Here is a 25,651-nt window from a genome sequence, read left to right on the forward strand (position 1 = left end):
CGTTTAAGGCAGCTAATTTAATCACTGTCCGTCATCAAAGTATGACTCCGCCGAGGGATGGTTGCGGAGTTGTTCGGGTCGGTATGGTCGCATCTCACCGACGTGGGAGACTTGCTCAGCTTCTAGGCGTTCAATAACTGATGGATGGAGAGAGAAGACGGCGTTCACCTCGCGCGGCTCCACCGGCCACCGCCTCCGAATTGGGCCGTATGCAAACATGAAGGTTTCCTCGTGCTGCATTCCGATTGGGTCGGGCATGACATAGAGCTTGTGGTCGTTCACTTGGATATCTGGCACACAGGCTTTCAATTCCTCGAGCATCCAGCCGAGCGCGATGTCGCTCAGACGAGACTCTGGTTCGGGGTAGCTGCCGCCAACGTCACTGTGACAACCTGCGAACCAGACCTGTTTTAACCAGAGCGGATCACGGCCTTCGGTCTTCTTCGCTTCCGCGACCGTCGCCCACTTCACACGGGGGAAGTTCTTGCGATGCTCGTCTATCGCAAGAGCATGGCGGGCGTGGCCTACATCGGAATCCAGCCATTGGTCATAGTTATCTAGGTTCCACTTTGCGTAGTGGCCAAATTTCCAGATCTTGGGCCAGTCGGAAAGACGGGTCAGCTTGAGCGGATTCTTCTCATCTGGAGAGAAGTACTTCCACTGCGACCACTTCAGCTTCACGTACCAGAACCCGATCAGACCAAGGAGGCCGAGGAGAGGGAGCCAGACGTACCAGGGCCAAGAGAACCAGAGCGCAGCGCCGAAAGTGGTAAAAAGGGCGAAGATCACCATTCCGGCCAGAAGGCTGACCTGGGCATTTCCGAGCGCCGCAACTGTGTCGAAGACACCAATGAATGTTGGTTGCACGTTACCCTGGACGTCTTCTTCCGCATCCGGCACGAAGCTTCCATACTTTTGCCGGAACCGCCGACCTAACTCCTCGCGGTGCTCATAATAGGGCTTCTGACCGCGCGGGTAGCCGTTTCCATGGTTATACACGAAGTCTACGGCATCTTTCGCGATCTTCCTCAGCCGTGGTCCAAAGCGTGGAACCGGCAACCCATCCGGCATCTTTGTCGGTATACCGCAGAGGTTCAATACGTTCGCTACGGCACGGACGGTGTAGGCGCCTCTTGAAAACCCGAAGAGGAGGATGCGGTCACCGGGCTCGTAGTATGAGATGATCTTCTCGTAACAATCGATGACGTTTTCGTCGATCCCAGTACCGACCGCAGCCGACAGTATGTTTCTAACCCGCCGGAGCGTGAGGCCTCCCACCTCACCCGCACCAAGACCAGCGTCGTAGAAACAGACCTGTTCCTTCGGATCGATCGGGGATGACGGTCCGGGACGCATCGCGCGATACATTTTGTAGACGTTCGAGAGCCGCTGGTCGGGTCGTAGCCCACCGATTTGGCCGGTCCCATCGGAAAAGATTAGGATGTTCTTGGGCATGATAGCTGGCCTCGAGTTCGCGATTTGTTCCAGCGTCTAGTAGTCGGCGCAATGCGTCAACGTTTACGGCCCAAAAAGTCTGCGTTCTGCAATTTGGGGCAGCTCTTGATGTTGATTGCGCAGCGAACGTTTTCTTCGTTGTATCGCGCTGGAGCGTCTGATGGCCTGCGTGACGGCTGGAACCAATTAGCACGCCGGAAGCGGTGGCCTAGAAGGTGGTCTGTAAACCATCTTATTTTTTATTCTCATATTATCAATGTTTTATGTGTGGTGTCTGTGCCGCCCCCGGGCACCATTCCCTACAGGTAAGCTGCACACCGTCGCCGAGACTGTTGCACGTTTGGCCAAGCGCCCCACGTCCCATCCTCCGCAGCTCTACAAACCTCTCCGCTTCACGCCGCATATATTTGACTTGGCTGCCTAAAAATGCGTCGATTGTGCTGGTCGCGTCCCAACGGCGTACTACACTGAATCATCTCTGTGATTCAGAGATGGAGCGTTGGGCTCGGTCTCGGTTCAAGAAATGCGAGGATTGAAGTGCGGAACGTTGAAAGCATGACGAGCGACCAGTTGGGCCGCATCGTCGAGGACGCGGTGAGCGAGGTCTACGTCTTCTCCGTGGACGACTTCAGGTTTTCGTTGGTCAACAAGGGCGCACGAGACAACCTCGGCTTCTCCATGGAAGAACTCCGCGAGATGACGCCGTGGGACATCAAGGTGGAATTCTCAAAGGAGGAATTCATCGCGCTGGCCGAACCCTTGCTCAAGGGAGAGCGCACGGAGCGGGAGTTCGAGACGGTTCACCAGCGCAAAGACGGCTCTCGCTATGATGTCTGGGTGCATCTTCAGCTGATTTCGGCAGATGGCAAGCGGGTCTTCTACACGGCGATCCAGGACATCACGAAGCAGAAGGCGACGGCCGCCGCGCTGACGAAGGCCTCGTCCCGGCTGGATGCGATCCTGAGCAACACGACCATGTCGATTTTCATGATGGATGAACGCCAGCAGTGCGTCTTCATGAACAAGGCTGCAGAGGCCCTGACGGGCTATACCTTTGCGGAAACCCAAGGGCGGCCTCTGCACGACGTGATCCATCACACGCACCCGGACGGGCGGCCGTTCCCGATCGAGGAATGCGAGATCGACCGCGCCTTCCCCGAGGGCCATCAGGTGCAGGGCGAGGAGACCTTCGTTCACAAGGACGGAAGCTTCTACCCGGTCGGTTTCACCGCTTCTCCGATGGAGGATGAGACGGGAAAGACCGTGGGCACCGTCATCGAAGTACGCGAGATTTCCGATGAGCTGCGAGCGCGCAACGCCGAGAAGGAATTCAGCAATGCCCTGAAGGCCCGCGTCGACGAGGCGATGGCGGAGCGCGATCGGCTCGAGGCGCGTCTGGTGCAGTCCCAGAAGGTTGAAGCCATGGGTCAGCTGACGGGCGGCGTCGCCCATGACTTCAACAACTTGCTGCAGGTGATCGGGAGCAATCTGCAGTTGCTCCTGAAGGAAATGCCCGGCGATGATCCCAAGCGACGGTTTGCCGAGAACGCGATCATCGGCGTCTCTCGCGGAGCCAACCTGACGGCGCAGCTTCTTGCGTTCAGCCGCCAGCAGCCATTGGAGCCGAAGCCGAAGAACGTCGGGCGTCTGTTGTATGGCATGGACGACATGCTGCGACGGACCTTGGGTGAAGCCATCGAGATCGAGACGATCATCGAGGGCGGTCTGTGGAATTGCCTCGTCGATCCGAGCCAGATGGAGACCGTGATCCTCAACCTCGCGATCAACGCGCGCGATGCGATGTCCCATCACGGCAAGCTGACCATCGAGGCGGCCAATGCCACGTTCGATGAGAGCTATGCCGAGCAAGATCCCCGCGTGGTGCCCGGGCAATATGTCATGCTGTCGATCACCGACACGGGCAGCGGGATTTCCCCGGACATCATCGAGCGCGTGTTCGATCCATTCTTCACGACGAAGGAACCGGGGGAGGGCACGGGCCTTGGCCTCAGCATGGTCTATGGTTTCATCCAGCAATCGGGCGGCCACGTGAAGATTGCGAGCGAGGAGGGGGACGGCACGACCGTCCGCGTTTACCTGCCCAAGACGGACCGGGAAGAAGAGGTCGAGCAATCATCCTCCGAGGGCGAAGCGCCCAAGGGCAACGGCGAGATCGTGCTCGTCGTCGAGGATGAAGACGCGGTCCGCCAGACGGCGGTCGATCAATTGCGCGACCTCGGCTACTCGGTCCTGACCGCGGAGAACGCGGATAACGCCTTGGCCATCGTCAACAGCGGCGTGAAGATCGATGTGCTGTTTACCGACGTGGTAATGCCCGGAAACCTGCGAAGCCCGGAATTGGCCAAGCTTGCCAAAGAGCGGCTGCCTGACATCGGGGTGCTGTTCACCTCCGGCTACACGCAGAACGAGATCATCCGCGCCGGACGGCTTGAAGGCGGCGTTGAACTGCTCAGCAAGCCCTATTCGCGTGAGCGCCTGTCGCGCAAGATCCACGAAGTATTGGAGCGCCGCGCCGCGAAGATGCCTCCGGGATCGACCGAGGAAACCGCCGACGCGGCCAAGGGCGCGAATGGTGCTGCCGGGAAGTTGCGCGTGCTGCTGCTGGAGGATGATTTCCTGATCCGGATGGCGACGGCGGATATGCTGTCTGATCTGGGCTACGAGGCGTTGGAAGCCGGCACGATCGCGGAGGCGTCAGATTTGCTGAGCCGAGAGCCCGTGCAAGTCCTGCTGACGGATCTTGGCCTGCCCGATGGCGACGGGATGGATCTGGTGCACCGTGTGCTGGAGTCGCATCCGGAGATCTCTGTGATCATCGCCTCCGGCTCGGACCTGAACGAACGGCTCGAGGATTCCGGGCTGCAGGGCTCGCTGACCTGTCTCACCAAACCCTACGACCAACGGGCGCTGGAGCAGGCTTTCGCGCAAAGACTGGGCCGCGCGTAACGCTCTGCAAGGCGAAAGCGCCCGGCTCAGGCTGAGGGCGCGTCCGAGACGGTGAGAACCACGCGGTCTGCCGCGAACCATGAACTTCCGACCTCGATCGGGGCGCCCTCGGCATCGACGTTCGTCCCGGTGGTTTTCAGTATCGGGTCGCCTGCGCGGATCTCCAGCAGCGTGGCCTGCGTTCTGGTCGCTGTCTCTGCGGTGACCTCGGTCCGGGCGCGGGTGTAATCCGTGATGCCCTCTGCTGCGAAGCTTTGGGTGACCGAGCGCGTGTCCCGCAGCGTGCTCAGCAAATCCGGAAACCGCTCTGCCGGGAAGACGGAGCGGAAAGTCGCAAGCGGCAATCCGTCCGAGAGGCTCAGACCCTCATAGACATGGACCAACGCGCCGTCGCCAAGCTGCAACGCTTGCGCCTCTTGCGCATTGGCGCTGCGGGTCTCCAGATGCAGGACGCGCTTCTCGGGCACGCGGTTGGCCGCGAGCAGGTTCTGATGGAACCGCGTCCGCCGTCCGATGGGGTAGGGGGTCGGCACATGGCGCACGAAAACGCCGGCGCCGCGTCGCGAGAAGACGATGTCGTCCTCGGCCAATGCCGCAAGGGCGCGACGGACCGTATGTCGGTTGACGCCGAAGCGGTCCGCCAATTGCGCCTCGGTCGGCAAGCGGTCGCCGGGGGCGTAGTGGCCGCGGGCGATCTCCTCGGCGAGCGTATCGTGGATGGCATTCCAAAGCGCGGCGCGGCCCATAACCCGGTTCCTGTTTGAAGAGGGGCTTGCATATCCACGCAGCAGCGCGGTAGGTATTTGTATAGTTGTATATAAAAATGGACAACTCCGCAAGATGTCGATCCCGTCTACCTCGCAACATCAAGGCCGGTTCATCGCCGTGGTCGGTCCCTCCGGCGCGGGGAAGGATAGCGTGATGGCGGGCCTCTGTGCGGCGCGACCGGACCTGCACCGCGTGCACCGGACGATCACACGGCCAGCGCAAGAGGGAGATGCAGAGGATGAACCCTACGAGGCAGTCTCCGACGCGACCTTCGCAAGGCGCGCTGAACGCGGTGACTTCATCTTGCACTGGTCGGCGCATGGCCTGCGCTACGGCATTCCGGCCTCGGTCCAATCCTTGATCGCGGGCGGGCAGGACGTGCTTGCGAACCTGTCGCGCGGGGCGCTGACGGAAGCCGGGGAGAGGTTCGAGACCCTCGTCGTTCTGCATGTCACCGCAGCCCCGGAGATCCTCGCGAAACGGCTCAACGCGCGTGGAAGAGAACAAGGTGCGGCCCTTGCCCGCCGCCTGTCGCGGTCCGCGCCGCCGTTGCCCAAGGGGCTACCCATCATCGAGATCGACAACTCGGGGACGCTGCAGGCGAGCGTCTCCGACGCCTTGGCAGCCCTTTATCCGGAGAGGGGATAACGATGGAGAAGGTGAAAGAACCCTTTGTCGTCCTCACCCATGAGAGCGAGGCTGTCGATCACGAACGGCTGGGGCACCGTCGGTGCAAGGTATTGCGTAAGTGCGTCACGAACGGCGTCGGCATGGGGCGTACGCCCGGTGAGGGTCATGTGAAAGCGGAAGGCCTCCATCACGAAAGGGTAGCCCCACTTTTGCAACAAAGCCTCCTGCGTTTCGGTCAGGCCGGCCTTGCGCCGTCGCGCCAACTCGCTTGCCGAGGGCGGCGCGCGGAACGGGTCCAGCGCGGCCACGGCGGCCCCTGCAAGGTCCGACAATTCCGTCGATGGCGCGGCGGGCACCAGTGCCACGAAGCCGCCCATTCGCCGAACCTCAAGCCGAGGAATATTCACGGGCGCGCGGCCGGCGCAGAAGGCCCGCGCGGCGTCAGACAGCCCTGCCGCATCCGAGCCCTCCGCGAGGGCGAAAGGCGGCTTGATCGTGCCGTGGAAGCCATACTTCCGGGGCGTCGCCGTCAGCGTCTCGGCGCTTTCGGGCAGCCCGGCAATCGCGGGCTGCTCCAAGGGTGCGCCTGCAGCGCTGTCCCATCCCAACAAGGCCGCGCCTGCCGCGTACAGCGCGCCTTCGGGCACCACGTACAGCCCGTATCGTTTGAACCCGTCCATTTCTCTCTCCGAGGTGCCCATGCCTGATCGCTCTCCCCTGATGCCCGAGCCTGTCACCCTTGCCAATGCCCGGCTCATCCTGCCGGACGGCGAGATGACGGGCCGCATCACCCTCGAGCAAGGAGAAATTGCCGAGATCGGTGAGGGCACGGAGGTGCCCGCGCGCGCCATCGACTGCGGCGGCGATTACGTCGCGCCGGGTCTGGTGGAACTGCATACGGACAATCTGGAGCGTCACATTCGCCCCCGGCCCAAGGTCCATTGGCCCTATGCGGCGGCGCTCAGCGCCCATGACGCAGAGCTGGCCGCCTGCGGGATCACGACCGTGTTCGACGCGATCCGCGCGGGCTCCCTGAAGGCGCAGGGGGACGCGTCCTGGGTCCGCTACGCGCGCGATCTGGCGGACGAGATGCTGGCCGCGCGAGCCCGTGGCGCGTTGAAGATCAGCCATCACCTGCATCTGCGCGCCGAGATTTGTTCTCACACGCTGATCGAGGAGCTGGACGAGTTCGGCGAGGATGACCGCGTCGGCATCGTCTCCCTGATGGATCACACTCCGGGTCAGCGGCAGTTCGCGGACCTCAAGCAATATGAAACCTACATGCGCGGCAAGCATGGGTTGGATCAGGAGACCTTCGACACCCATGTGCGCACCCGCATGGCCTTGGGAGAAGAGGTCCGCGCCCCGCACGAGGCGGCGGCGGTCGAAGCCGCGGCAAGATTTAAGGCAGCCTTGGCGAGCCACGACGACACGACGCCGGATCACGTGGCGCGCTCCAAGGCGCATGGCGTGGCGCTGGCCGAATTCCCCACGACCCGCGCCGCCGCTCAAGCCTGTCGCGACGCCGGGATCGCGGTGATGATGGGCGCGCCGAACCTGATCCGCGGCGCGTCGCACTCGGGAAACGTCTCGGCGTTGGAGCTTGCGCGCGACGGGCTGCTCGACATCCTGTCGTCGGACTACGTGCCTTCGGCGCTGCTCTTTTCAGCCGTACGGCTGGGCGAGATCTGGGAAGACCTCCCCCGCGCCATGGAAACGGTGACGGCAACGCCCGCGCGCGCCGTCGGGTTGACCGATCGCGGCGCCTTGGCCGAGGGGTTGCGCGCCGACGTGATCCGCTTCAGCACCCACGAGGGCGTGCCCTCGGTCCAAGGGGTCTGGTCCGCCGGGCAGCGCGTCGCCTAGGCGCTCTTCTCGGCGACATGCTGCGCGATCAGCGCCTTGTAGGCGGACTGGATGCGCGCGGTGACAGGGCGCTCGCCATTGCCAATCGGCTTGCCGTCGATCTCCGCCACCGGGGTCTGCGCGCCGAAAGTGCCGGTGAGGAAGGCCTCGTCCGCCGAGACCGCCTCGTAGAGCGAGTAGTTCTTCTCGAACACCGGAATGCCCTCGGCCCGGCAGATGTCGATGACCTTCTGCCGCGTCACGCCGTTCATGCAATAGTCGCCGGTGGAGGTCCAAACCTCGCCCTTGCGCACGATGAAGAAGTTGCAGGCGTTGGTGGTGTTCACGAAGCCATGGGGGTCAAGCATCAGCCCCTCATCGGCGCCGGCCTGTTCGGCCTGCAGGCAGGCAATGACGCAGTTCAGCTTGGAGTGGCTGTTGTACTTGGCATCCTGGCTCATCGGCAGCCCGCGCACCTGCGGCACGGTGGCCAGCCGGATGCCGCGGTCGTGCAGGCGGTCGACGGGCTTGGAATGCTCGCAGATGATCACCAGCGTGGGACCCGATCGCGACAGCGACGGATGCTGGAAGGGCTTCACCTTGACCCCGCGCGTCAGCATCAGGCGGCAGTGCACGTCGGTGTGCATGTCGTTGGCCTTCCGGGTCGCCTCCAGCGCCTCGAAGATTCCCGCGCGGTCCATGCCGACGTCGAGCGAGACGGCCTTGCAGCTGCCGAAGAAGCGATCCATGTGCTCGTCGAAGAAACTCCAGACCCCGTCGTAGAGCCGCAGCCCTTCCCACATGCCGTCGCCTAGCATGAAACCGCTGTCGTAGACCGAGACCTTGGCCTCGTCGCGGTGAACGATCTCGCCGTTCACGTATATCTTGATATCGGCGTTGCGCGGGTCTTCCAGCGCGTCGTGGGTGGTGAGCGTGTCGTTCATCGGGGGCCTCTCTATTGTCGCTTCCTTGTGGCGAATGCCTGCGCTTTTGTCACGTTAACCAATCGCGTCTGGCACTCCGTTCAGGTCTCGGGCACATCTGCCGGTCAAAGGAGACAGCGCGCCATGGATTTTGCCTCGCTCGTACAAACCCTCACCGACTGGATCGTGCAGGTCGGCTCGTCCGTACATGACTTGCCGGGTACCGTGGGCTTCGGCCTCGGGCTTTTCACGTGGTTCGCGGTGGAGCAAATCCTGCACCGGGTCATGTCGGGCCTGCGGTGGGTGATCCTGATCGGCGCCATTGTCGCGCTTGGCCTGTCGGTGCCCTACCTTGCCAGCCTGATGATGGGCAGTGGCCCCCCGCCCGCGCCTTAGGCAATCGCGGCAAAAGCCTCCTTCAGGGCGGTGAAGCCCGCGTCGTCGATATCGCGGTGCATGACCAGGCGCATGGCGGGTTCAGGGGCCGAGACGCGGAGACCGTGGTCGGCCAGGGACCCGAGGTCGAGACCGTCGCGCGGTGTGAGGAACACCATGTTGGTCGCCTGGGTGACGTCACCGAGGCCAAGCCCGCGCAGATGTGCCGCGAGCGCTTCGGCGCGGGCGTGATCTTCGGCCAGCCGGGGCGCGTTATGCTCCAGCGCATAGAGGCCTGCAGCCGCGAGGACTCCCGCCTGCCGCATGCCGCCGCCGAGCATCTTCCGCATCCGACGAGCGCGGGCGATCAGGTCGGCCGGTCCGACGAGAACCGAGCCCACCGGCGCGCCGAGCCCCTTGGAAAGACAGATCGAAACCGTGTCGAACGGACCGGCGAGGTCGGTCTCGGAACAGCCGAGCGCGGTGATCGCGTTGAAGAACCGCGCGCCGTCAAGGTGGAGGCTCAACCCGCCCGCGCGACCCGCCTCAACGGTCGCCTGCATGCGGGGCAGCGGCACGGCACGGCCGTAATGGGTATTCTCCAGCGACAGAAGGCGGCTGATCGGGTGGTGGCTGTCATCCTCCTTGATCGCGGCCGTGATGTCATCGGCCTCCAGGGCGCCATCCTCGGCCACGGGCAGCGCGTGGAGCGCGACGCCCCCCAGAACCGAGGCGCCGGCCGCCTCGTAGCGGATCACGTGGTACGCCTCGCCCGCGATGACCTCTTCGCCGCGGCCGCAATGGGCCAGCATCGCCAGAAGGTTGGACTGCGTGCCCGAGGGCGCGAAGAGCGCGGCTTCCTTGCCCAGACGCTCGGCCAGGGTGGCTTCGAGGCGGTTCACATTTGGATCGTCGCCATAGACATCATCGCCCACCTCCGCGCGCGCCATGGCGTCGCGCATGCCGCTGCACGGCTGTGTCACGGTGTCCGAGCGCAGATCGGCAAGAATGGGCCCGGTCGGGGCGGCGATAGCGGTGTAATGAGACATCTGGCGGCTCCTTCGCGGTCGGGGCAAAGCATCATGCGCGTGGACGATTGGCAACCCCGGCGCGACGGTTGGCCTTGTTGTTCCGCACAGAAACAACCATTCTGGCCCTATCATTTTCGAGAGTCCCTATGGCCATCATCTCCGAGTATCACATCTTCCTGTCGGACGATCCCAACGTGGGCCTGCAGACCCGCCTGAAAGACGCCATCACGCGGGCGATCTGGGATCGGAGGTTCTCGCCCGGCGACCGGCTTCCGGCAACGCGCGCCTTGGCGCAACATCTTGGAATCAGTCGCATAACCGTCAGCCTGGCCTACGACAGCCTGCTCTCGACCGGCTACATCGTCTCGATGCCGCGCTCGGGGTTTTTCGTGGCCAATGACGCGCCTACGCGGATGGAAGTCAGCCTGCCGGACCGGATTGACGAGAGCGCAAGGCTCGACTGGTCGGACCGGCTCGGGGACATTCCGCCGGCGCTGGGCAAACAGGCCACGCCCGCCGATTGGCGGAGCTACAAATACCCCTTCATCTTCGGAGAGCCCGACATCGCGCGCTTCCCGGTGGACGATTGGCGGGATTGCGTGCGGCGGGGGCTTGGCAAGCGGCATTTTGAGCAGATTGCCTATGATGCAAGCGATCGCGACGACCCCTTTCTTGTAGAACAAATCGTGCGGCGGTCGGTGTCAGGGCGCGGTGTAGCCGCAACGATGGACGAGGTGCTGGTCACGGCGGGCGCTCAGAATGCGCTTTGGCTGACCGTGCAGATCCTCTTCGCCGGGCAGGGCGGCGATGTCGCGATGGAAGACCCCGGCTATCCGGAGTTGCGCAATCTCCTGCGACAGCAGGGCCTGACGATCCATCCCGTGCCCGTCGACCGCGACGGCATGATCGTCGACCAGATCCCGCAGGGCGTGCGCGCCGTCTTCGCGACGCCGTCGCACCAGGCGCCTACGGGCGCCACCATGTCGATGGCGCGGCGGAGGGCGTTGCTGGAGCGCGCGGAGGCGGAAGATTTCGTCGTGATCGAGGACGATTATGATTACGAGATGAGCTACGACTCGCCTGCCTTGCCCGCGCTCCGTTCCCTCGATCAGCGCGGACGGGTGATCTATATCGGCAGCTTCTCGAAATCGATCTTTCCGGGGCTGCGCCTGGGCTACCTGACCGCCGATGCCCGCGTGGTGGAACACGCCCGCGCGGTGCGGACGCTGTCGGAGCGTCATCCGCCGGGGCTGACACAGCGCACCGTGGCCTATTTTCTGTCAGAGGGGCACTACAACAGCCATTCGCGCCGGATGCGCACGCGCATGGCGCGGCGCAACGAGGTCTTGCGCGCCGCGCTCGCCGATCATGGGCTGACGCCTGCGCTCAGCCGCGCGACCGGTGGGACGACGCTCTGGCTTCTGGGTCCCGAAGGGCTGGATGCCGACGCGCTGGCCGGGGCGTTGCGCGAGAAGAGCGTGCTGATCGAGCCGGGTTCGGCGTTCTATGCGCGCGAGGACGCGCCGAAAAACCGGGTCCGTCTGGGTTTTGCGACCGTCGAGACGGCGCTCATTTCCGAGGGCGTCGGGCTGATCGCTGAGACGATCCGCGAGATTTCATGAGCGGCGCTTACTGCGATGGCGCCGAGGGGGGCTAGCCCCCCACGCCTCTCCCCTCTGGGGAAAGACGTTCCCCCCAGAGTTGTATCGGCCAAGATGAAGGGAGCGGGTAGCGCTCAGGCGCGGGCGCGTTCGGACTTCGGGTCGTACATGGGCCGGGTCGAGGCCTCGGCCCTGACGCGGGTGCCGGCGACCTCGATCTCGTAAGTGGAGGCGAGCATCTCGGCCGGGGTTTCGCCGGGGCAGGGGACATAGCCCATGCCGATGGCGCCGCCGAGGGTGTGGCCGTAATTGCCGGAGGTGATGTAGCTGACGACCTCTCCGTCACGGATGATCGGCTCGGCGTGGAAAAGCATCGGCTCGGGGTCGGTCAGTTTGAACTGGACGAGGCGCATTTGCAGACCCTCCTCGCGCTTTTTGGCCACCGCGTCAGCGCCGATGAAGTGGGACTTGGTCTTGGCGACGGCAAAGCCGAGGCCTGCTTCAACGACGTGGTCTTCTCCGGTGATATCATGGCCGAAGTGGCGGAAGGCCTTCTCGATGCGGGCGCTGTCCATCATGTGCATGCCGCAAAGCCGCAGGCCGTGGTCGGCACCGGCGGCGTGGAGCGTCTCGAAGACATGGGCGGCCTGATCGGCGGAGACGTAGATCTCCCACCCCAATTCGCCCACGTAGGTCACGCGGTGGGCGCGGGCGGTGCCGAGTCCGATCTCGATCTCTTGCGCGGTGCCGAAGGGGAAGGCCTCGTTCGACCAGTCGTGGGGGCTGACCGATTGCAGGAGCGCGCGGGAGTTGGGGCCCATGACGGCGATGACAGCCTCGGCGGCGGTGACGTCGGAGATCACCACCATCTCGTCGCGGCGGTGCATCTTGAGCCAGGCCATGTCGCGGATCAGCGTCGCGGCGGGGGTGACGATAAGGTAGCTGTCGTGCGCCATGCGGGTGATGGTCACGTCGGCCTCGATCCCGCCGCGGGCATTGAGGAACTGGGTGTAGACGATCTTGCCGACCGGCACGGCCATGTCGCCGCCGGCGATACGGTCGAGGAAGGCCTCTGCGTCGGGGCCGTCGACGCGGATCTTGCCGAAGGAGGACATGTCGTACATGCCGACCGCCTCGCGCACGGCGCGGTGTTCCTGGGCCTGGTTCTCGAACCAGTTCTGGCCCTTCCAGTCGTAGACGTATTCCCGTGCCTGGCCTTCGTTGGCGAACCAGTTGGCGCGTTCCCAACCGGCCAATTCGCCGAAGACGGCACCTTGCGCCTTGAGGTGTTCGTGCAGCGGTGAGCGGCGCACGCCCCGCGCGGTGGCCTTCTGGCGGTAGGGATAATGGTCGGCGTAGAGCAGGCCGAGGGTTTCGGAGGCGCGTTCGCGCAGGTAGCGGCGGTTGCGCTGGAAGGGTTGCATCCGGCGGATGTCGACTTCGCCCACATCGAAGGGGGGAATGCCGTGCTCCATCCATTCGGCCAGCGCCCACCCGGCGCCACCGGCGGACTGGATGCCGATGGAGTTGAAGCCCGCGCAGACCCAGTAGCCGTCGACCTCGGGAGCAGGGCCCATGTGGTAGGCATCGTCGGGGGTGAAGGACTCGGGCCCGTTGAAGAAGGTGTGGATGCCCGCCTCGGCCAGCATCGGCATCCGCTCGCAGGCGTTCTCGAGAATCGGTTCGAAGTGATCAAAATCCTCGGGGAGCTGGTCGAACTCGAAATCCTCGGGGATCGGGCCCCAGGGCTTGGAGACCGGCTCGAAGGCGCCGAGGAGCATCTTGCCAGCGTCTTCCTTGTAGTAGGCGCATTCGTCCGGCACCCGCAGGACGGGAAGCTGCGCCAGATCGGGGATGTTCTCGGTGACGATGTAGAAGTGCTCGCAGGCCTGCAGCGGCACGTTCACGCCGGCCAGCTGGCCGAAATCGCGCGCCCACATGCCGGCGCAGTTGACGATCATCTCGGCCCGGATGGTGCCGCTGTCGCCGTCCATCTCCCAATCGACGCCGTTGACCTTGCCGCCCTCGGTATCGACGCCGGTGACCTTCACGCCTTCCAGCACCGTGGCGCCGCCCATGCGCGCGCCCTTGGCCATGGCGAGCGCGATGTTCGCCGGGTCGCCCTGACCGTCGAGGGGCAGCCAGACGGCGGCGGTCATGCCCTCGGTATTCACGTGGGGGTAGCGGCGGTTGACCTCGGCGGCGTCGATCTCCTCCACCTCGACGCCGAAGCTGCGCGCCATTGAGGCCTGGCGGCGGATCTCCTCGGCGCGGTGTTCCGTCAGCGCCATGGTTATCGAGCCGCAGCGGCGGAAGCCGGTGGCCACGCCCGTTTCGGCCTCGAGGTTGCCGTAGAGCTCCTGCGAATACTTGGCGAGCCGGGTCATGTTCTTGGTGGCGCGCAGCTGCGCGATCAGCCCCGCCGCGTGCCAGGTGGTGCCCGAGGTCAGGCGCTTGCGCTCAAGCAGCACCACGTCGGTCCAGCCGAGCTTGGTCAGGTGATAGGCGACAGAACAGCCGGCGACGCCGCCGCCGACGATGACGACGCGCGCGTGGGAGGGGACTTTGGACATGTGAGGAAACCCGGTCAGAGGGGAGTTTGGGCGGGCCGACGTTGCGGCCCGCCCCGAACGCTAGCCGTTGGCCTGCATATGGTCGAGCGTTTTGCGGAAGCGGTCGACGATTTCATCGACATTCTCGCGGGTTGCGATGAACTGCGGCGCGATGATCGCGTTGTCGCCGGTGAACTTGACCGAGAGGCCGTCCCAGAACATCCGCTTCTGCAGCTCGGTGCCGCGCATGCCCGGCCCACCCTCGGGGTGGACCTCGACGCCGGCCATCAGGCCCGCCACGCGGATGTCCTTGATCATCTCGTGATCCTTCAGGCCGTCCATCAGGGCGCTCTCGAAGTAGGGGATCAAATCCGCGGCGCGGGTGATTAGATCTTCCTCCTCGAGGATGTCCATCATCGCGTTGCCCGCGGCGCAGGCGGCGGGGTGGCCCGAGTAGGTGTAGCCATGGAAGAACTCGGTCAGGCCGCGCTTGCTGCTGCCCACGACGGTTTCGTAGATGTCATCGCGGCAGGCGACGGCGCCCATGGGGATCGAGCCGTTGGTGAGCGCCTTGGCCATCGTGATGATGTCCGGCTCCACACCGTAGCGCTGCGCGGCGAAAGCGGTGCCGAGGCGGCCGAAGCCGGTGATGACCTCGTCGAAGACCAGCAGGATACCGTAATCATCGCAGATCTTGCGCAGACGCTCGAGGTAGCCCTTGGGGGGCGGCAGCGCGCCGGTGGAGCCTGCCACGGGCTCCACGAAAACGGCCGCGATGTTGCCGCCGCCATAGGTCTGGGCCATGCGCTCGAGATCGTTGGCGAGCTCTTCGCCGTTGTGCTCGGAATGGCCGCCGGGGATGAACTTCTCGGAGGGGTCATAGGTGTGGCGCAGCATCATCACGCCGGGCACCGTGGCGTGGAAGATGTCGCGGTTCTTGACCATGCCGGAAAGCGAGACGCCACCGATGTTCACGCCGTGATAGGCGCGCTCGCGACTGACGAACCGGGGGCGCGTTTCGCCGCGCGCGTTCCAGTAAGCCATGACGATCTTCATCGCGGTATCGACGGATTCGGAGCCGGAGTTGGTGAAGAAGACGTGGTTCATCTTCTCAGGCAGCATCCGGCTGATTTTCTCGGCCAGCGCGAAGGAGCCGGGGTGACCCGCCTGGAAGGGCATGACGTAAGTGTATTCCGTCATCTGCTTGGAGACCGCCTCGGCGATCTTCGGATGGCAATGCCCGGCAGGCGAGCAGAACAGGCCCGAGGAGCCGTCCAGCAGCTGGCCGCCGCGATGGTCGTAAAGATGGACGCCTTCCGCGCGCACGACGAGGCGCGGGTCTTCCTTGAAGCCACGGTTATCCGAGAACGGCATCCAGTGCGCTTCAAGCGAGTTCGTTGCATCATAGGCCATGGTGGACCCTCCCCAAAACCGTCCCGCGGGACATGAATACGATGCGCGAAATTCGCTCTGAACGCTACGTCAGAGTAGGGCCAGAAGCGACCTTGCTTAAGGCCACCAAGGCGCGGGACGCGGGTGTGAATCGCCAATGGACGCGAGGCCCGAGGGCTCTCGGCGCAATTGGTCAATGCTGTTAAGGGATCAGGCCAGAGCCTGCGCTTGCACGGCGGTGACGGCGATGATCTGCACGATGTCATCGGCCGTGCAGCCGCGCGACAGATCGTTGGCGGGCTTCGCCAATCCTTGCAGGACCGGGCCGATCGCCGTGACCCCGCCCATGCGCTGCGCAATCTTGTAGCCAATGTTGCCGGCATCGAGGTTGGGGAAAATCAGCACGTTGGCGTGGCCCGCAACCGTGGATCCTTCGGCCTTCGAGGCGCCAACCGATGGCACCACGGCGGCGTCGAATTGCAATTCCCCGTCGATGGCGAGATCGGGGGCTGCCTCTTGCACCAGTCGCGTCGCCTCCGCCACCTTGTCCACCGCGGGATGCTTGGCGCTGCCCTTCGTCGAAAATGACAGCATGGCGACCTTCGGGTCCACGTCGAGCAGCGTTTTCGCCGATGCCGCAGCCTGTTGTGCGATGGCGGCAAGCTCTTCCGAGGTCGGGTCGATCACGAGGCCGCAGTCCGAGAAAATCATCCCACGCGCGCCCATGGCGTGGGCCTCGGGCAGGGCCATGAGGAAGAAGCTGGACACCAGAGCCGCGCCCTTCGCCTTGCCGATGACCTGAAGCGCCGCGCGCACCGTGTCCGAGGTCGTGTGAACCGCCCCGCCAACGGTGCCGTCCGCCAAGCCTTCACGGACCATCATTGCCGCGAAAACAAGGGGTTGCGCCACGAAGCGTGCGGCCTGCTCTTCGCTCACGCCCTTATGGGCGCGCAAGGCGTGAAAGGCCGTCACGAAAGCTGCGAAATGATCCGAGGTCTCGGGGTCCTGAACCTCGATATCCGGTCCCATCCTGCCCGCCAGATCGGCAGGCCCGACGAGGGTGATCCGGGCCAGGCCCCGGTCTGCGGCGACCCGCGCGGCCTCTTGCACGCGCGGATCACTGCCTTCGCTCAGCACGATGTGCTTCTTGTCTGCCGCCGCGCGGGCGGCAATGGCGGCCAGGGGATCACTCGCCACCATGGCCAATTCAGCCGACGTTCTGAGGACGCATATCGTCCTTGGAGATGCCCGCGACCTTGACCGGCTTCTTCATTGCGTCGCGACGGAAGGGATCGCCCAGTTCCTGGTTGATCATCGCCTCGATCAGCGTGGTCACGCCGTTCTCCATCTGGTCCTTGATCGCCTGGTCCAATGCATCCGTCAGCTCTTCCTGCGTGCGCGCAACGACGCCCTTCAGGCCGCAGGCCTTGGCGATGCCGGCGTAGGAGACATCCTCGTCCAGCTCGGTGCCCACGAAGTTGTCGTCGAACCAAAGCGTGGAGTTCCGCTTCTCCGCGCCCCACTGGTAGTTGCGGAAGACGATCTGCGTGATCGCGGGCCATTCACCGCGGCCGATCGCGGTCAGCTCGTTGACCGAGATGCCGAAGGCGCCGTCACCGGCGAAGCCCACGACGGGTGTGTCAGGCTGGCCGATCTTGGCGCCCACGATGGACGGCAGGCCGTAGCCGCAGGGCCCGAAAAGACCCGGTGCCAGGTACTTGCGGCTGTCATCGAAGGACGGATAGGCGTTGCCGATGGCGCAATTGTTGCCGATGTCCGACGAGATGATCGCGTTGGTCGGAAGCGCGGCCTGAATGGCACGCCACGCCATGCGGGGCGACATCCAGTCGGGCTTGGCCTTGCGCGCACGCACGTTCCAATCGGTGCCGGGATCGTCCTGCTCCTCATTCATCGAGGTCAGCTCCTGCGCCCAGGAAGACTTGGTCTGTGCAATCGTTGCCTTGCGCGCCTCACGGTCGGTGTCGCCCGCGCTGTCAGCGAGTTTCTCGGTGATGCCGCGCGCAACCTTCGCCGCGTCGCCCACGATGCCCACGGTGACCTTCTTGGTCAGACCGATGCGGTCGGGGTTCAGGTCGACTTGGATGATCTTCGCCTCGGTCGGCCAGTAATCGATGCCGTAGCCGGGCAGGGTGGAGAAGGGGTTGAGCCGTGTGCCGAGGCAGAGCACGACGTCGGCCTTGGAGATCAGCTCCATCCCCGCTTTCGACCCGTTATAGCCAAGCGGGCCGGCGTAGAGCGGGTGGTTGCCGGGGAAGGCGTCGTTGTGCTGGTAGCCCACGCAGACCGGCGCATCGAGACGCTCGGCCAGCACGCGGGAGGCTTCGATGCCGCCTGCCGACAGGATCGCGCCAGCGCCGTTGAGGATCACGGGGAACTTGGCGTTTGAGAGCAGCTCGGCTGCCTTTTCCACCGCCTCGTCGCCGCCCTGGGGCAGTTCGAAGTCAACGATCGTGGGCAGATCGATGTCGATGACTTGGGTCCAGAAGTCGCGCGGAATGTTGATCTGCGCCGGTGCGGAGGCGCGCTTCGCCTGCATGATCACGCGGTTCAGCGTCTCGGCGATGCGGGACGGATCGCGGACTTCTTCCTGATACGCCACGCAGTCGGCGAAGAGGTTCATCTGCTCCATTTCCTGGAAACCGCCCTGGCCGATGGTCTTGTTGGCCGCTTGCGGCGTGACCAGCAGGATCGGGGTGTGGTTCCAGTAGGCGGTCTTCACGGCGGTCACGAAGTTGGTGATGCCGGGACCGTTCTGCGCGATCATCATCGACATCTTGCCGGTCGCGCGCGTGTAGCCGTCGGCCATCATGCCGCCAGAGGTCTCGTGGGCGCAGTCCCAGAAGGTGATGCCGGCATCCGGGAAGATGTCGGAGATGGGCATCATGGCGGAGCCGATGATGCCGAAGGCGTTGTCGATGCCATGCATCTGGAGCGTTTTGACGAAGGCTTCTTCGGTGGTCATTTTCATGGCGAATCTCCCAAGAGCGGACTCCCCCGTGGGTCCGCGATTGCGTCCTTAATGAGCCTAGCAGTCTCAAAATCGGTAGGGCCAATTTCCCTGACGGGTAGAGCCACAGGCTAAATCACAAGGTGCCAGAGGTGGCTTCCGGCTGTGACCGATTCCGCGAAGGCAGGCGCTTCGATGCAAGGGAATAGGGGCTCAGGCGGGGACGTTCAAAGGAAAACGCTAAAAGAGCTCGACGTCCGGACAAGACATGCGAGGCGCAACACGCCTCTCCACCGGGGCAGTTTGCATCAGTCGGATGGAAATCTCACCCGTGTAAGGGCAGAAACGCACGCGCCTGCCACGCGACCCTCCCAGATCCGTGCCGCGCAGAGAGAAGCCTTCTGTCTCAACGAACGCAGTCGCGAAGGCGCAATTGGCCTCACCCACGCCCGTTCCCATGCGCAGCAGGTCGGCGCCGCCAAAGAGCCAGACTTCCAAACGATCTCTGGCCGCGCCCTTGCGCAGCAGTGCATTGATCAACTCCTCCATACTGCGCGCACCGTAGCGAATGCTGTTGCTCTTTCGTGGATCGTCGCCCGGCAACAGGAAATGGTTCATGCCGCCCAGTCGCAACACCGGATCACGCATGCAGGCAGAGATACAGGAGCCAAGTATCGTGGTGAGAATCTGGCTCGGCGCAGCTGTCGCCACGACCTGACCCTGTAGAACGTGGACCACTCGGGGGTCGGAGACATTGATCATCCTTCAACCCTCCTCTCGGACCGAGGGGTTTCAAAATCGGCATGCCTTAGTATTGCTGTCACTGCTAAAGCGCCGAATGCCGGCGAACTCCACTTGGATTGCGCAATGACACGGCTACCCGTGCCGCGCGCTGTACCAGATCCGCGACCTTTGCAAGGAACCCGCGCCACCGGGTCATCCCCACAAACCTTGTTGCGCCGTTGATGAGCCGACTCCGAGAACACCTGATCTTACCCCGTGACGTTTCCTGCGCCCTCCGGCGTGAACGCAGGGCGTGTCCCTCAACGTAACGGGCAAATCGTTAAGGAAGTCTGTGGAGCGGTTGGAAATTTGCGACCGGGCGGAGGTATCTCAACTTCCTCGCGAATTTCTCCGCCGCGTTAACGTAGCTTTCATAGTGGGGCCGCTACCCCTGTCTCGCATCACGCTAGGATGACACGGCATTTCCGTCTGCAACCTCTCCGGTAAAGACGTGCGTCGTGCGGCACAAAGGATCGAGATGATGGCGGCGACGTACAAGCTGGAGGGGCACCTGGATAGCAGCGCGGCACCTCGCATTGCACAAGAATTGCTGACCCATCGCGGTGCGCCGATCCTCATCGATGGAGGCGCTGTCGCCTCCGCCGGTACGCTTCTTCTCCAAGTGCTCATATCGGCCAAGTTGCAATGGGACGAGGATGAGCAGAGCTTTCAGACCGCACCGATCAGCGACGCCATGGCCACGGCAGCGAAGGGACTGGGGATCCCTCTAGCCTCCTTCGGCGCAGCGTCGGATGGGGAGGCCACCGCATGAGCCTTTCGATCCTCGCCATCGACGACTCCCGAACCATGCGCAGCTTGTTGAGTTCGGCTTTGGGCAGGGTCGGCTACACCGTCGATCTCGCCGAAGATGGCAATGACGGGCTGGACCGTTTTGAAAACAGCGATCCCGACGTCGTCATCACCGACATCAACATGCCTAATCTCGACGGTTTCGGATTTATCGAAGCCGCGCGAAAAATGACGCGCGACCGTGTCGTGCCGATCCTTGTCCTGACGACTGAATCCGCTCCCGAATTACGTGCGCGAGCGCGATCTGCGGGCGCGACCGGCTGGATCGTGAAACCTTTCGACGATGAGAAGTTGGTGTGGGCGATCGAACGCGTTGCAGACACGAAAGGACGAGCATGACGGTCGGAGCTACCGACGAATTCCGCGCCTCGTTCTTCGAAGAATGCGAGGAATTGCTGGAGGCCATGCACGATGGCTTCGGGGTGATGATCGACGGAAACGATGATGCGGAAACAATCCATGTCATTTTTCGCGCGGTGCATTCGATCAAGGGCGGCGCCGGCGCGTTCGGTCTGGATGCGCTCGTCTCATTCGCGCATCATTTCGAAACGGCACTGGACCGTGTCCGGTCAGGTCTGCTCGAGGCCACGGATCCGCTGTTGGACCTCTGCCAGCGTTGTGGCGATCACCTCTCCGACCTGGTGACGAGCGCCCGCACCGGAAGCGATATGGGCGCGAGTGACGGGAAGGCCCTCACGGAGCAGCTGGACGAGATCATCGGACAACAAACACCCGCTAGCGGCGAAGATGACGACACTGATGATTTCGAGCCTCTGACGCTGGATGTCGGGTGCCTCGGACCACTGCCGGTCTCAGGTTCGCCAGGCGATGCGACCTCGAACACCGGCTTCCGCATAGATTTCGCGCCCGAGCCGGAGCTGTTTACCAGCGGCAACGAACCAGCCCACCTTTTCCGAGCCCTGGACCGTCTCGGAACGGCAGACGTACGCGCCAATCTCGACGAGGTTCCGGTCCTCTCGCGCCTGGATCCGACGGCCTCGAGCATCAATTGGACCATTGGCCTAACGACAGACACCTCCGAGGACGTGGTGCAGGATGTCTTTGATTTCGTGTCCGACTGCGCCCGTCTCACCATCTCGCCATTCGAACGTGAAGCGAGGGACGAAAGGGCTCTACCGATCAAGGGGAATGTGCCGGATAGCTCCGCGACCCATGACGCTAGCGACGCGGATAGATTGCGGCAAGATAAGCCGCCTGCGGGCGAACCTTCAGCCACGACACCAGTCCCGAAGGGAGCGCCTCCACCGCAAACGATCCGGGTGGACTTCGAGCGTGTCGACAAGCTGATCAACCTCGTGGGGGAACTCGTGATCAAGGAGGCGATGCTCTCCCAAGCCGTCGGCACACTGGACCTCGCGACCGGTGATGACGTCCTGCAGGAAATCGAAGGTCTCAAACAGCTCGCCGGTGAGATCCAGGAAGGAGTGATGGCAATCCGCGCGCAGCCCGTTAAACCTCTGTTTCAACGCATGGCCAGAACCATCCGCGATGCCAGCACCACGACCGGCAAGCGGGTGCGCCTCATCATGAAGGGGGAAGGGGCAGAGGTCGACAAGACCGTATTGGAGCGTCTCGTCGATCCGCTCAATCATATGGTGCGCAACGCGGTGGATCACGGGCTGGAATCGGTCGAAGACCGGCTTGCAGCAGGCAAGCCCGCGGAAGGAACGTTGACCCTTTCCGCAGCCCACCGTTCCGGTCGCGTGATCATCGAGATTTCCGATGACGGGGGAGGCATTGATCGAAAGAAGGTGCGACAGATCGCTGAAGAACGCGGCCTGGTGTCACTGAGTGCTTCACTGACCCCACCGGAAATTGATGCTCTGCTTTTCATGCCGGGCTTCTCGCTCAAGGACGAAGTGTCGGAGCTATCAGGGCGTGGTGTTGGGCTCGATGTCGTCCGCAGTGAGATTTCGTCACTCGGCGGTCGGCTGGCGATATCATCCGAACTCGGCAAAGGGACGGTGTTCTCAATCAGTCTGCCCCTTACGCTTGCGGTCTTGGAAGGCATGGTGGTGGAGGTCGCGGGACAGACGATGGTCGTTCCGATCACGGCCATACAAGAGACCCTGCACTCGAGTGCGACGCTCATCCACACGATCGGATCAGGTAGCCGGGTGTTGTCGATCCGGGACCGGTTGGTTCCCCTGGCGGACCTCGGCGCCATGTTCGGTTTTCGGGGGGCGCCGACCGATCTCGAGAACCATGTCCTTCTGGTGATCGAGACCGAGACTGGGCGTCGCTGCGCTCTCGTCGTCGATCGGCTGCAGGACCAGCGACAAGTCGTGATCAAGAGCCTCGAGACGAATTACGCTCCCGTGCCCGGCGCCGCCGCGGCGACGATCCTCGGTGATGGACGAATAGCCCTGATCGTCGACCCTGAAGGTATCGCGGGCGGGATCGCCCCTGCGCCGTCAAGTCTCACCTCCTCCGCTCCATCTGACCACGCTGAAAGAGAGTTTTATGACGCAAGTTGACGCCCCCGAAAAGCCGTCCAGACCTGCGGACGCCCTCAGCACGGAAGTTGTTGCCTTCCGGGTGGCGGGTCAGGACTTCTGCTTCGATATCATGTCGGTGCGAGAGATCCGCGGCTGGACGGAAACAACGACACTTCCCCATGCGCAGAGCTACGTGAAGGGGGTCATCAATCTGCGCGGTTCAGTGGTGCCGGTGGTCGATCTAGCCGACAGGCTGGGGTTTGGTCCGACCGAGCCGAGCGCGCGTCACGTCATCATAATCACGGTGGTAGCGGGGCAAACGATCGGACTTCTGGCCGACGTCGTGTCAGACATTCTCGCGGTGCCGGATAGCGCCATGCATTCCGTGCCCGAGATGGTGTCAGATCAGGTCAAGGCGTTCATTTCCGGCGTTGTACTGGTGGATGATCGGATGATCCGGCGCCTCGATCTTCACCGCGTCTTGCCCTCCGACGGGCAGCACGCCGCATGACACTTCTGCAACCGGAAGCGGACAGGCGTCAGAACGAGATCAGCGATCTCGCCTTCTCGTATCTTGCAACGGCATTGCAGGAGGAGACGGGGATTGTCCTCACGGCGGTGAAGCGAGAATTGGTCGTTTCGCGGTTGTCGCGACGTTTGCGAGCGCTCGATCTGCCTGATTTCGATGCTTATTGTGACCTTCTGGCAGGCCCGGACGGCGCGGTTGAGCTCAATGAGATGCTGCTTTTGTTGACAACCAATGTCACCCGCTTCTTCAGGGAACCTCACCATCTTGAGAGACTGCGGCAGGATATCCTTCCGGATCTCATCAATAAAGCGCGTGCGGGAGAGAGAGTGCGCATCTGGTCTGCAGGATGCTCTTCCGGCGAAGAGGCCTATTCCCTCGCCATGATCCTCCTCGACCTCTGTCCAGAGGCCAGGTCGATGGACATCCGCATTCTGGCGACCGACATCGATAGGAATGTCATAGAGGCTGCCAAGCGCGGTCTGTACCGCTTCGATGAACACGAGTTGCTGGCAGATCCTCTGATCCAAAAGTACACGACACCGACGGAAGCCGGCGCGTTCCAGGTCAATCCTGACGTGAAGTCCATCGTGAAATTCGCCTGTTTGAACCTGCAAAAACCCTGGCCGATGAATGGAAAGTTCGACGTTATCTTCTGTCGCAACGTGGTGATCTACTTCGCGGCGCAAACGCAGCAGCACCTCTGGCCTCGGTTCGCGAACGCGCTGCATGAGGGCGGGCACCTCATGATCGGACATTCCGAGCGGATCACAGGCGCGGCGTGCGCGTACTTCAAGCCGGTCGGAACCACGCATTATCAGCTAGTCAGCCGAGGGAACGCGCCATGAGCACGAAAGACATGCTTCGGGTTCTCGTGGTCGACGATATGTCGACCAGCAGGGGGCTCATTATTCAAGCGCTGGAGTGGATGGGAATCGCTTCCATTGACCATTGTGGCGATGGGCAAGAGGCGTTGCAGAAGCTCTCCGTCTCCCCGGTGCATATGGTCATCTCTGACTACAACATGCCCGGCATGGACGGTCTGCACCTCCTGCACTCCCTGCGCAGCAACCAAAGGACGGAAAAGACAGGGTTTATCCTGATAACCGGGACGACCGACAATGCGATTATCGACAAAGGTAAGCAGTTGGGAATGAACAATTTCCTGAAGAAGCCTTTCTCTCCGACGGCACTCAAGGCCTGCATTGAACGTGTCGTGGGGCCTCTATGACGGAAGCTGATCCTGCAGCAATCTCCGTCGCCGATCTGTTCACGAACCTTTCCTCTGAGACGGATCGACTGGCCCGCATTGCGCTTTGTCTGGATGAGGCACTGAGCAAACAGACTGCCGTAACCGATTACGGCTGCGCACCGTCGCGCGAACTGCAGAGCATCGATGCTTTGCGCCAATCCTTGCTGGCGCTGAGCCAGATCACGGCTGCAGCGGCGTCAGAGGTTCGCACGACAGAGAGTCCGTCGCTGACGATTGCATCGCTTGCCACTGGTATTTCCATAGAGCGGGTTCGCAAGGCTTGTCTGCGCCCGGTCTCAACCATTCAGAAGTGCGGCATCGAGCCTGCGTCAGTTTCTTGCTCAGCACAGACTTTTTTTGAAGAATTCTAATCCAACGGCACCAATCCGAAGCGTCACAAGGTAATCATCAGATCGGACCCTGACGGGGTTAATCCGCCTCAGGACGCTCCTTCGCCGCTTTGACTGCGTCACCTTTCAAGTGCCGCAAGACCGGCCGCACGTCGGTCGCGCGTCCGTCCGCAAGCATGACTTCCGTCATAAGCGAGCGCAACGCTTCGGCCTCGGGATGCCTTTCGATCGCGAGCAGGAGTATAGCACGAGCGGCCGCGCCGTCGCCAATGGCCATCGCGATCCGTGCCTTTGCGGCTGCGACCTCGGGAGCGGTCAGACCCGCAGACGTCGATTCCCTGTGGGTGCTCAATATCGCCTCGGCATTAGCGACGAGGGTGCGTGCATCAGCGATGTTTTCAGCCCGCAGCGCGGCGCGCACCTTCGCGTCCAAGCTTTCTTCCGAAAGGGTTTTACTGTCCGCCGCTGACGCCAGACCCGACGCAGTTCCTATCTGCCGCGCCTCATCCTTCGTCCGATGAGCTGCAATCGTTGCCTCAGACCGTTCAATCGGTTCGCCAGCCATCCTGATTCCCTCTTCGTTATCGTTCGCGTGCTAAAATAGAGTTACGCCAAAGCTCTGTAATCTCAATCACTTCCGACAGGCTATTCCATCGGATGCGCAATTGGACCCTCGAATCCGCTCTCTCGTAAAACAGGCGGATAAGCCCCTGCCTCCTCCGTGGTCCGAAGAGAGCCATCGGTAATTCAGCACGATCGACCAAAGTTTTAAGGTCACACTATGGCCCGTATCAACTGACGCGTCGTTGCGTCACTCTCAGGTTTGCTGCAAGCTTTCCTTGGGAAACGACGAATTCAGCACGGTCGCCTTCGCGCAGGCCGCATTTAATTTAATGGAGCTCAACTTGCTGCCACGATTTTCTGTTTTTTCCGGCTTCTTCATAGGTCTTCCTGCTGCGATTGC

Annotated in this window: 24 protein-coding genes; 12 read left to right on the plus strand and 12 right to left on the minus strand. The window is 62.9% G+C overall.

The features are described 5' to 3' along the window. Positions 1-21: 21 nt before the first annotated feature. Complete coding sequence (locus KYE46_RS08160; RefSeq protein WP_219004826.1) at positions 22-1,455, minus strand: T6SS phospholipase effector Tle1-like catalytic domain-containing protein; 1,434 nt, start codon at positions 1,453-1,455, stop codon at positions 22-24. 555 nt (positions 1,456-2,010) lie between these two features. On the opposite strand from KYE46_RS08160, the gene KYE46_RS08165 reads away from it, so the two are divergent. After that, on the plus strand, positions 2,011-4,422 hold the full coding sequence (locus KYE46_RS08165) for a hybrid sensor histidine kinase/response regulator (RefSeq protein ID WP_219004827.1): 2,412 nt from the start codon (positions 2,011-2,013) through the stop codon (positions 4,420-4,422). 26 nt (positions 4,423-4,448) lie between these two features. Here the strand turns inward: KYE46_RS08165 and phnF are convergent, their stop codons facing one another. After that, positions 4,449-5,168: a phosphonate metabolism transcriptional regulator PhnF gene (gene phnF, locus KYE46_RS08170; protein WP_219004828.1), complete on the minus strand. Its 720-nt coding sequence runs from the start codon at positions 5,166-5,168 to the stop codon at positions 4,449-4,451. Positions 5,169-5,262: 94 nt separating this feature from the next. Here phnF and phnN point away from each other — a divergent pair, with 94 nt between their 5' ends. Continuing rightward, entirely contained in the window at positions 5,263-5,838 is a 576-nt protein-coding gene (phnN, locus tag KYE46_RS08175; RefSeq protein ID WP_219004829.1) for a phosphonate metabolism protein/1,5-bisphosphokinase (PRPP-forming) PhnN, read from the plus strand. On the opposite strand, the gene KYE46_RS08180 is transcribed toward phnN, so the two are convergent. Then, positions 5,820-6,500, minus strand: a complete 681-nt coding sequence (locus KYE46_RS08180) for a DUF1045 domain-containing protein (RefSeq protein WP_219004830.1) — start codon at positions 6,498-6,500, stop codon at positions 5,820-5,822. The two genes, phnN and KYE46_RS08180, sit on opposite strands and share 19 nt — an antisense overlap. A 40-nt stretch (positions 6,501-6,540) precedes the next feature. Here KYE46_RS08180 and KYE46_RS08185 point away from each other — a divergent pair, with 40 nt between their 5' ends. After that, on the plus strand, positions 6,541-7,686 hold the full coding sequence (locus KYE46_RS08185) for an alpha-D-ribose 1-methylphosphonate 5-triphosphate diphosphatase (protein WP_219005066.1): 1,146 nt from the start codon (positions 6,541-6,543) through the stop codon (positions 7,684-7,686). Here the strand turns inward: KYE46_RS08185 and KYE46_RS08190 are convergent. After that, positions 7,683-8,609 carry an aminotransferase class IV gene (locus tag KYE46_RS08190; RefSeq protein WP_219004831.1) on the minus strand — a complete coding sequence of 309 codons (927 nt, stop codon included), beginning with the start codon at positions 8,607-8,609 and terminating at the stop codon, positions 7,683-7,685. The genes KYE46_RS08185 and KYE46_RS08190 overlap by 4 nt on opposite strands. A gap of 123 nt (positions 8,610-8,732) precedes the next feature. On the opposite strand from KYE46_RS08190, the gene KYE46_RS08195 reads away from it, so the two are divergent. Then, positions 8,733-8,984, plus strand: coding sequence for a hypothetical protein (locus KYE46_RS08195; RefSeq protein WP_219004832.1), 252 nt, complete (start codon positions 8,733-8,735; stop codon positions 8,982-8,984). On the opposite strand, the gene ltaE is transcribed toward KYE46_RS08195, so the two are convergent. Next, entirely contained in the window at positions 8,981-10,012 is a 1,032-nt protein-coding gene (gene ltaE / locus KYE46_RS08200; RefSeq protein ID WP_219004833.1) for a low-specificity L-threonine aldolase, read from the minus strand. The genes KYE46_RS08195 and ltaE overlap by 4 nt on opposite strands. Positions 10,013-10,140: 128 nt before the next feature. Here ltaE and pdxR point away from each other — a divergent pair, with 128 nt between their 5' ends. Then, entirely contained in the window at positions 10,141-11,616 is a 1,476-nt protein-coding gene (gene pdxR, locus KYE46_RS08205; protein WP_219004834.1) for a MocR-like pyridoxine biosynthesis transcription factor PdxR, read from the plus strand. Positions 11,617-11,729: 113 nt separating this feature from the next. On the opposite strand, the gene KYE46_RS08210 is transcribed toward pdxR, so the two are convergent. The 5 genes from KYE46_RS08210 to KYE46_RS08230 form a co-directional block, all read right to left on the minus strand. Beyond that, complete coding sequence (locus KYE46_RS08210; RefSeq protein ID WP_219004835.1) at positions 11,730-14,168, minus strand: GcvT family protein; 2,439 nt, start codon at positions 14,166-14,168, stop codon at positions 11,730-11,732. A 60-nt stretch (positions 14,169-14,228) separates the two neighbouring features. Continuing rightward, complete coding sequence (gene aptA, locus KYE46_RS08215; protein WP_219004836.1) at positions 14,229-15,560, minus strand: omega-aminotransferase AptA; 1,332 nt, start codon at positions 15,558-15,560, stop codon at positions 14,229-14,231. Positions 15,561-15,749: 189 nt separating this feature from the next. Next, the gene (pta, locus tag KYE46_RS08220) at positions 15,750-16,736 is read right to left on the minus strand and encodes a phosphate acetyltransferase (protein ID WP_247716956.1); all 987 of its coding nucleotides are present in this window, start codon (positions 16,734-16,736) and stop codon (positions 15,750-15,752) included. 10 nt (positions 16,737-16,746) lie between these two features. Continuing rightward, positions 16,747-18,528, minus strand: coding sequence for a sulfoacetaldehyde acetyltransferase (gene xsc, locus KYE46_RS08225; protein ID WP_219004838.1), 1,782 nt, complete (start codon positions 18,526-18,528; stop codon positions 16,747-16,749). Positions 18,529-18,747: 219 nt separating this feature from the next. Then, positions 18,748-19,269 (minus strand): chemotaxis protein CheD, encoded by a 522-nt coding sequence (locus tag KYE46_RS08230; protein WP_219004839.1) that lies wholly within the window; start codon positions 19,267-19,269, stop codon positions 18,748-18,750. A 502-nt stretch (positions 19,270-19,771) separates the two neighbouring features. Between KYE46_RS08230 and KYE46_RS08235 the strand changes: the two genes are divergently transcribed. The 7 genes from KYE46_RS08235 to KYE46_RS08265 are packed head-to-tail and all read left to right on the plus strand — an operon-like array spanning position 19,772 to position 24,708. Continuing rightward, entirely contained in the window at positions 19,772-20,062 is a 291-nt protein-coding gene (locus KYE46_RS08235; RefSeq protein WP_219004840.1) for an STAS domain-containing protein, read from the plus strand. Next, the gene (locus KYE46_RS08240) at positions 20,059-20,439 is read left to right on the plus strand and encodes a response regulator (RefSeq protein WP_219004841.1); all 381 of its coding nucleotides are present in this window, start codon (positions 20,059-20,061) and stop codon (positions 20,437-20,439) included. The genes KYE46_RS08235 and KYE46_RS08240 overlap by 4 nt, the downstream gene beginning before the upstream one ends. Further along, on the plus strand, positions 20,436-22,598 hold the full coding sequence (locus KYE46_RS08245; protein ID WP_219004842.1) for a chemotaxis protein CheA: 2,163 nt from the start codon (positions 20,436-20,438) through the stop codon (positions 22,596-22,598). Before KYE46_RS08240 ends, KYE46_RS08245 begins: the two co-directional genes overlap by 4 nt. Continuing rightward, entirely contained in the window at positions 22,585-23,070 is a 486-nt protein-coding gene (locus KYE46_RS08250; protein WP_219004843.1) for a chemotaxis protein CheW, read from the plus strand. Before KYE46_RS08245 ends, KYE46_RS08250 begins: the two co-directional genes overlap by 14 nt. Then, entirely contained in the window at positions 23,067-23,933 is an 867-nt protein-coding gene (locus KYE46_RS08255) for a CheR family methyltransferase (protein ID WP_219004844.1), read from the plus strand. Before KYE46_RS08250 ends, KYE46_RS08255 begins: the two co-directional genes overlap by 4 nt. Next, on the plus strand, positions 23,930-24,316 hold the full coding sequence (locus KYE46_RS08260; RefSeq protein ID WP_219004845.1) for a response regulator: 387 nt from the start codon (positions 23,930-23,932) through the stop codon (positions 24,314-24,316). Before KYE46_RS08255 ends, KYE46_RS08260 begins: the two co-directional genes overlap by 4 nt. Continuing rightward, on the plus strand, positions 24,313-24,708 hold the full coding sequence (locus KYE46_RS08265) for a hypothetical protein (RefSeq protein WP_219004846.1): 396 nt from the start codon (positions 24,313-24,315) through the stop codon (positions 24,706-24,708). The genes KYE46_RS08260 and KYE46_RS08265 overlap by 4 nt, the downstream gene beginning before the upstream one ends. A 58-nt stretch (positions 24,709-24,766) precedes the next feature. Here KYE46_RS08265 and KYE46_RS08270 read toward each other — a convergent pair whose 3' ends face one another. Next, positions 24,767-25,252, minus strand: a complete 486-nt coding sequence (locus tag KYE46_RS08270) for a hypothetical protein (protein ID WP_219004847.1) — start codon at positions 25,250-25,252, stop codon at positions 24,767-24,769. Between the two features lie 252 nt (positions 25,253-25,504). After that, entirely contained in the window at positions 25,505-25,630 is a 126-nt protein-coding gene (locus tag KYE46_RS17545; protein ID WP_283095218.1) for a hypothetical protein, read from the minus strand. Positions 25,631-25,651: the final 21 nt, after the last annotated feature.

The organism is Gymnodinialimonas ceratoperidinii, assembly GCF_019297855.1.
Lineage (GTDB): Bacteria > Pseudomonadota > Alphaproteobacteria > Rhodobacterales > Rhodobacteraceae > Gymnodinialimonas > Gymnodinialimonas ceratoperidinii.

Bases quoted from the DNA above. Each gene is read 5' to 3' on its own strand.
- KYE46_RS08160 (WP_219004826.1), bottom strand. From the start codon at position 1,455: ATGCCCAAGAACATCCTAATCTTTTCCGATGGGACCGGCCAAATCGGT.
- KYE46_RS08165 (WP_219004827.1), top strand. From the start codon at position 2,011: ATGACGAGCGACCAGTTGGGCCGCATCGTCGAGGACGCGGTGAGCGAG.
- phnF (WP_219004828.1), bottom strand. From the start codon at position 5,168: ATGGGCCGCGCCGCGCTTTGGAATGCCATCCACGATACGCTCGCCGAG.
- phnN (WP_219004829.1), top strand. From the start codon at position 5,263: ATGTCGATCCCGTCTACCTCGCAACATCAAGGCCGGTTCATCGCCGTG.
- KYE46_RS08180 (WP_219004830.1), bottom strand. From the start codon at position 6,500: ATGGACGGGTTCAAACGATACGGGCTGTACGTGGTGCCCGAAGGCGCG.
- KYE46_RS08185 (WP_219005066.1), top strand. From the start codon at position 6,541: ATGCCCGAGCCTGTCACCCTTGCCAATGCCCGGCTCATCCTGCCGGAC.
- KYE46_RS08190 (WP_219004831.1), bottom strand. From the start codon at position 8,609: ATGAACGACACGCTCACCACCCACGACGCGCTGGAAGACCCGCGCAAC.
- KYE46_RS08195 (WP_219004832.1), top strand. From the start codon at position 8,733: ATGGATTTTGCCTCGCTCGTACAAACCCTCACCGACTGGATCGTGCAG.
- ltaE (WP_219004833.1), bottom strand. From the start codon at position 10,012: ATGTCTCATTACACCGCTATCGCCGCCCCGACCGGGCCCATTCTTGCC.
- pdxR (WP_219004834.1), top strand. From the start codon at position 10,141: ATGGCCATCATCTCCGAGTATCACATCTTCCTGTCGGACGATCCCAAC.
- KYE46_RS08210 (WP_219004835.1), bottom strand. From the start codon at position 14,168: ATGTCCAAAGTCCCCTCCCACGCGCGCGTCGTCATCGTCGGCGGCGGC.
- aptA (WP_219004836.1), bottom strand. From the start codon at position 15,560: ATGGCCTATGATGCAACGAACTCGCTTGAAGCGCACTGGATGCCGTTC.
- xsc (WP_219004838.1), bottom strand. From the start codon at position 18,528: ATGAAAATGACCACCGAAGAAGCCTTCGTCAAAACGCTCCAGATGCAT.
- KYE46_RS08230 (WP_219004839.1), bottom strand. From the start codon at position 19,269: ATGATCAATGTCTCCGACCCCCGAGTGGTCCACGTTCTACAGGGTCAG.
- KYE46_RS08235 (WP_219004840.1), top strand. From the start codon at position 19,772: ATGGCGGCGACGTACAAGCTGGAGGGGCACCTGGATAGCAGCGCGGCA.
- KYE46_RS08240 (WP_219004841.1), top strand. From the start codon at position 20,059: ATGAGCCTTTCGATCCTCGCCATCGACGACTCCCGAACCATGCGCAGC.
- KYE46_RS08245 (WP_219004842.1), top strand. From the start codon at position 20,436: ATGACGGTCGGAGCTACCGACGAATTCCGCGCCTCGTTCTTCGAAGAA.
- KYE46_RS08250 (WP_219004843.1), top strand. From the start codon at position 22,585: ATGACGCAAGTTGACGCCCCCGAAAAGCCGTCCAGACCTGCGGACGCC.
- KYE46_RS08255 (WP_219004844.1), top strand. From the start codon at position 23,067: ATGACACTTCTGCAACCGGAAGCGGACAGGCGTCAGAACGAGATCAGC.
- KYE46_RS08260 (WP_219004845.1), top strand. From the start codon at position 23,930: ATGAGCACGAAAGACATGCTTCGGGTTCTCGTGGTCGACGATATGTCG.
- KYE46_RS08265 (WP_219004846.1), top strand. From the start codon at position 24,313: ATGACGGAAGCTGATCCTGCAGCAATCTCCGTCGCCGATCTGTTCACG.
- KYE46_RS08270 (WP_219004847.1), bottom strand. From the start codon at position 25,252: ATGGCTGGCGAACCGATTGAACGGTCTGAGGCAACGATTGCAGCTCAT.
- KYE46_RS17545 (WP_283095218.1), bottom strand. From the start codon at position 25,630: ATGAAGAAGCCGGAAAAAACAGAAAATCGTGGCAGCAAGTTGAGCTCC.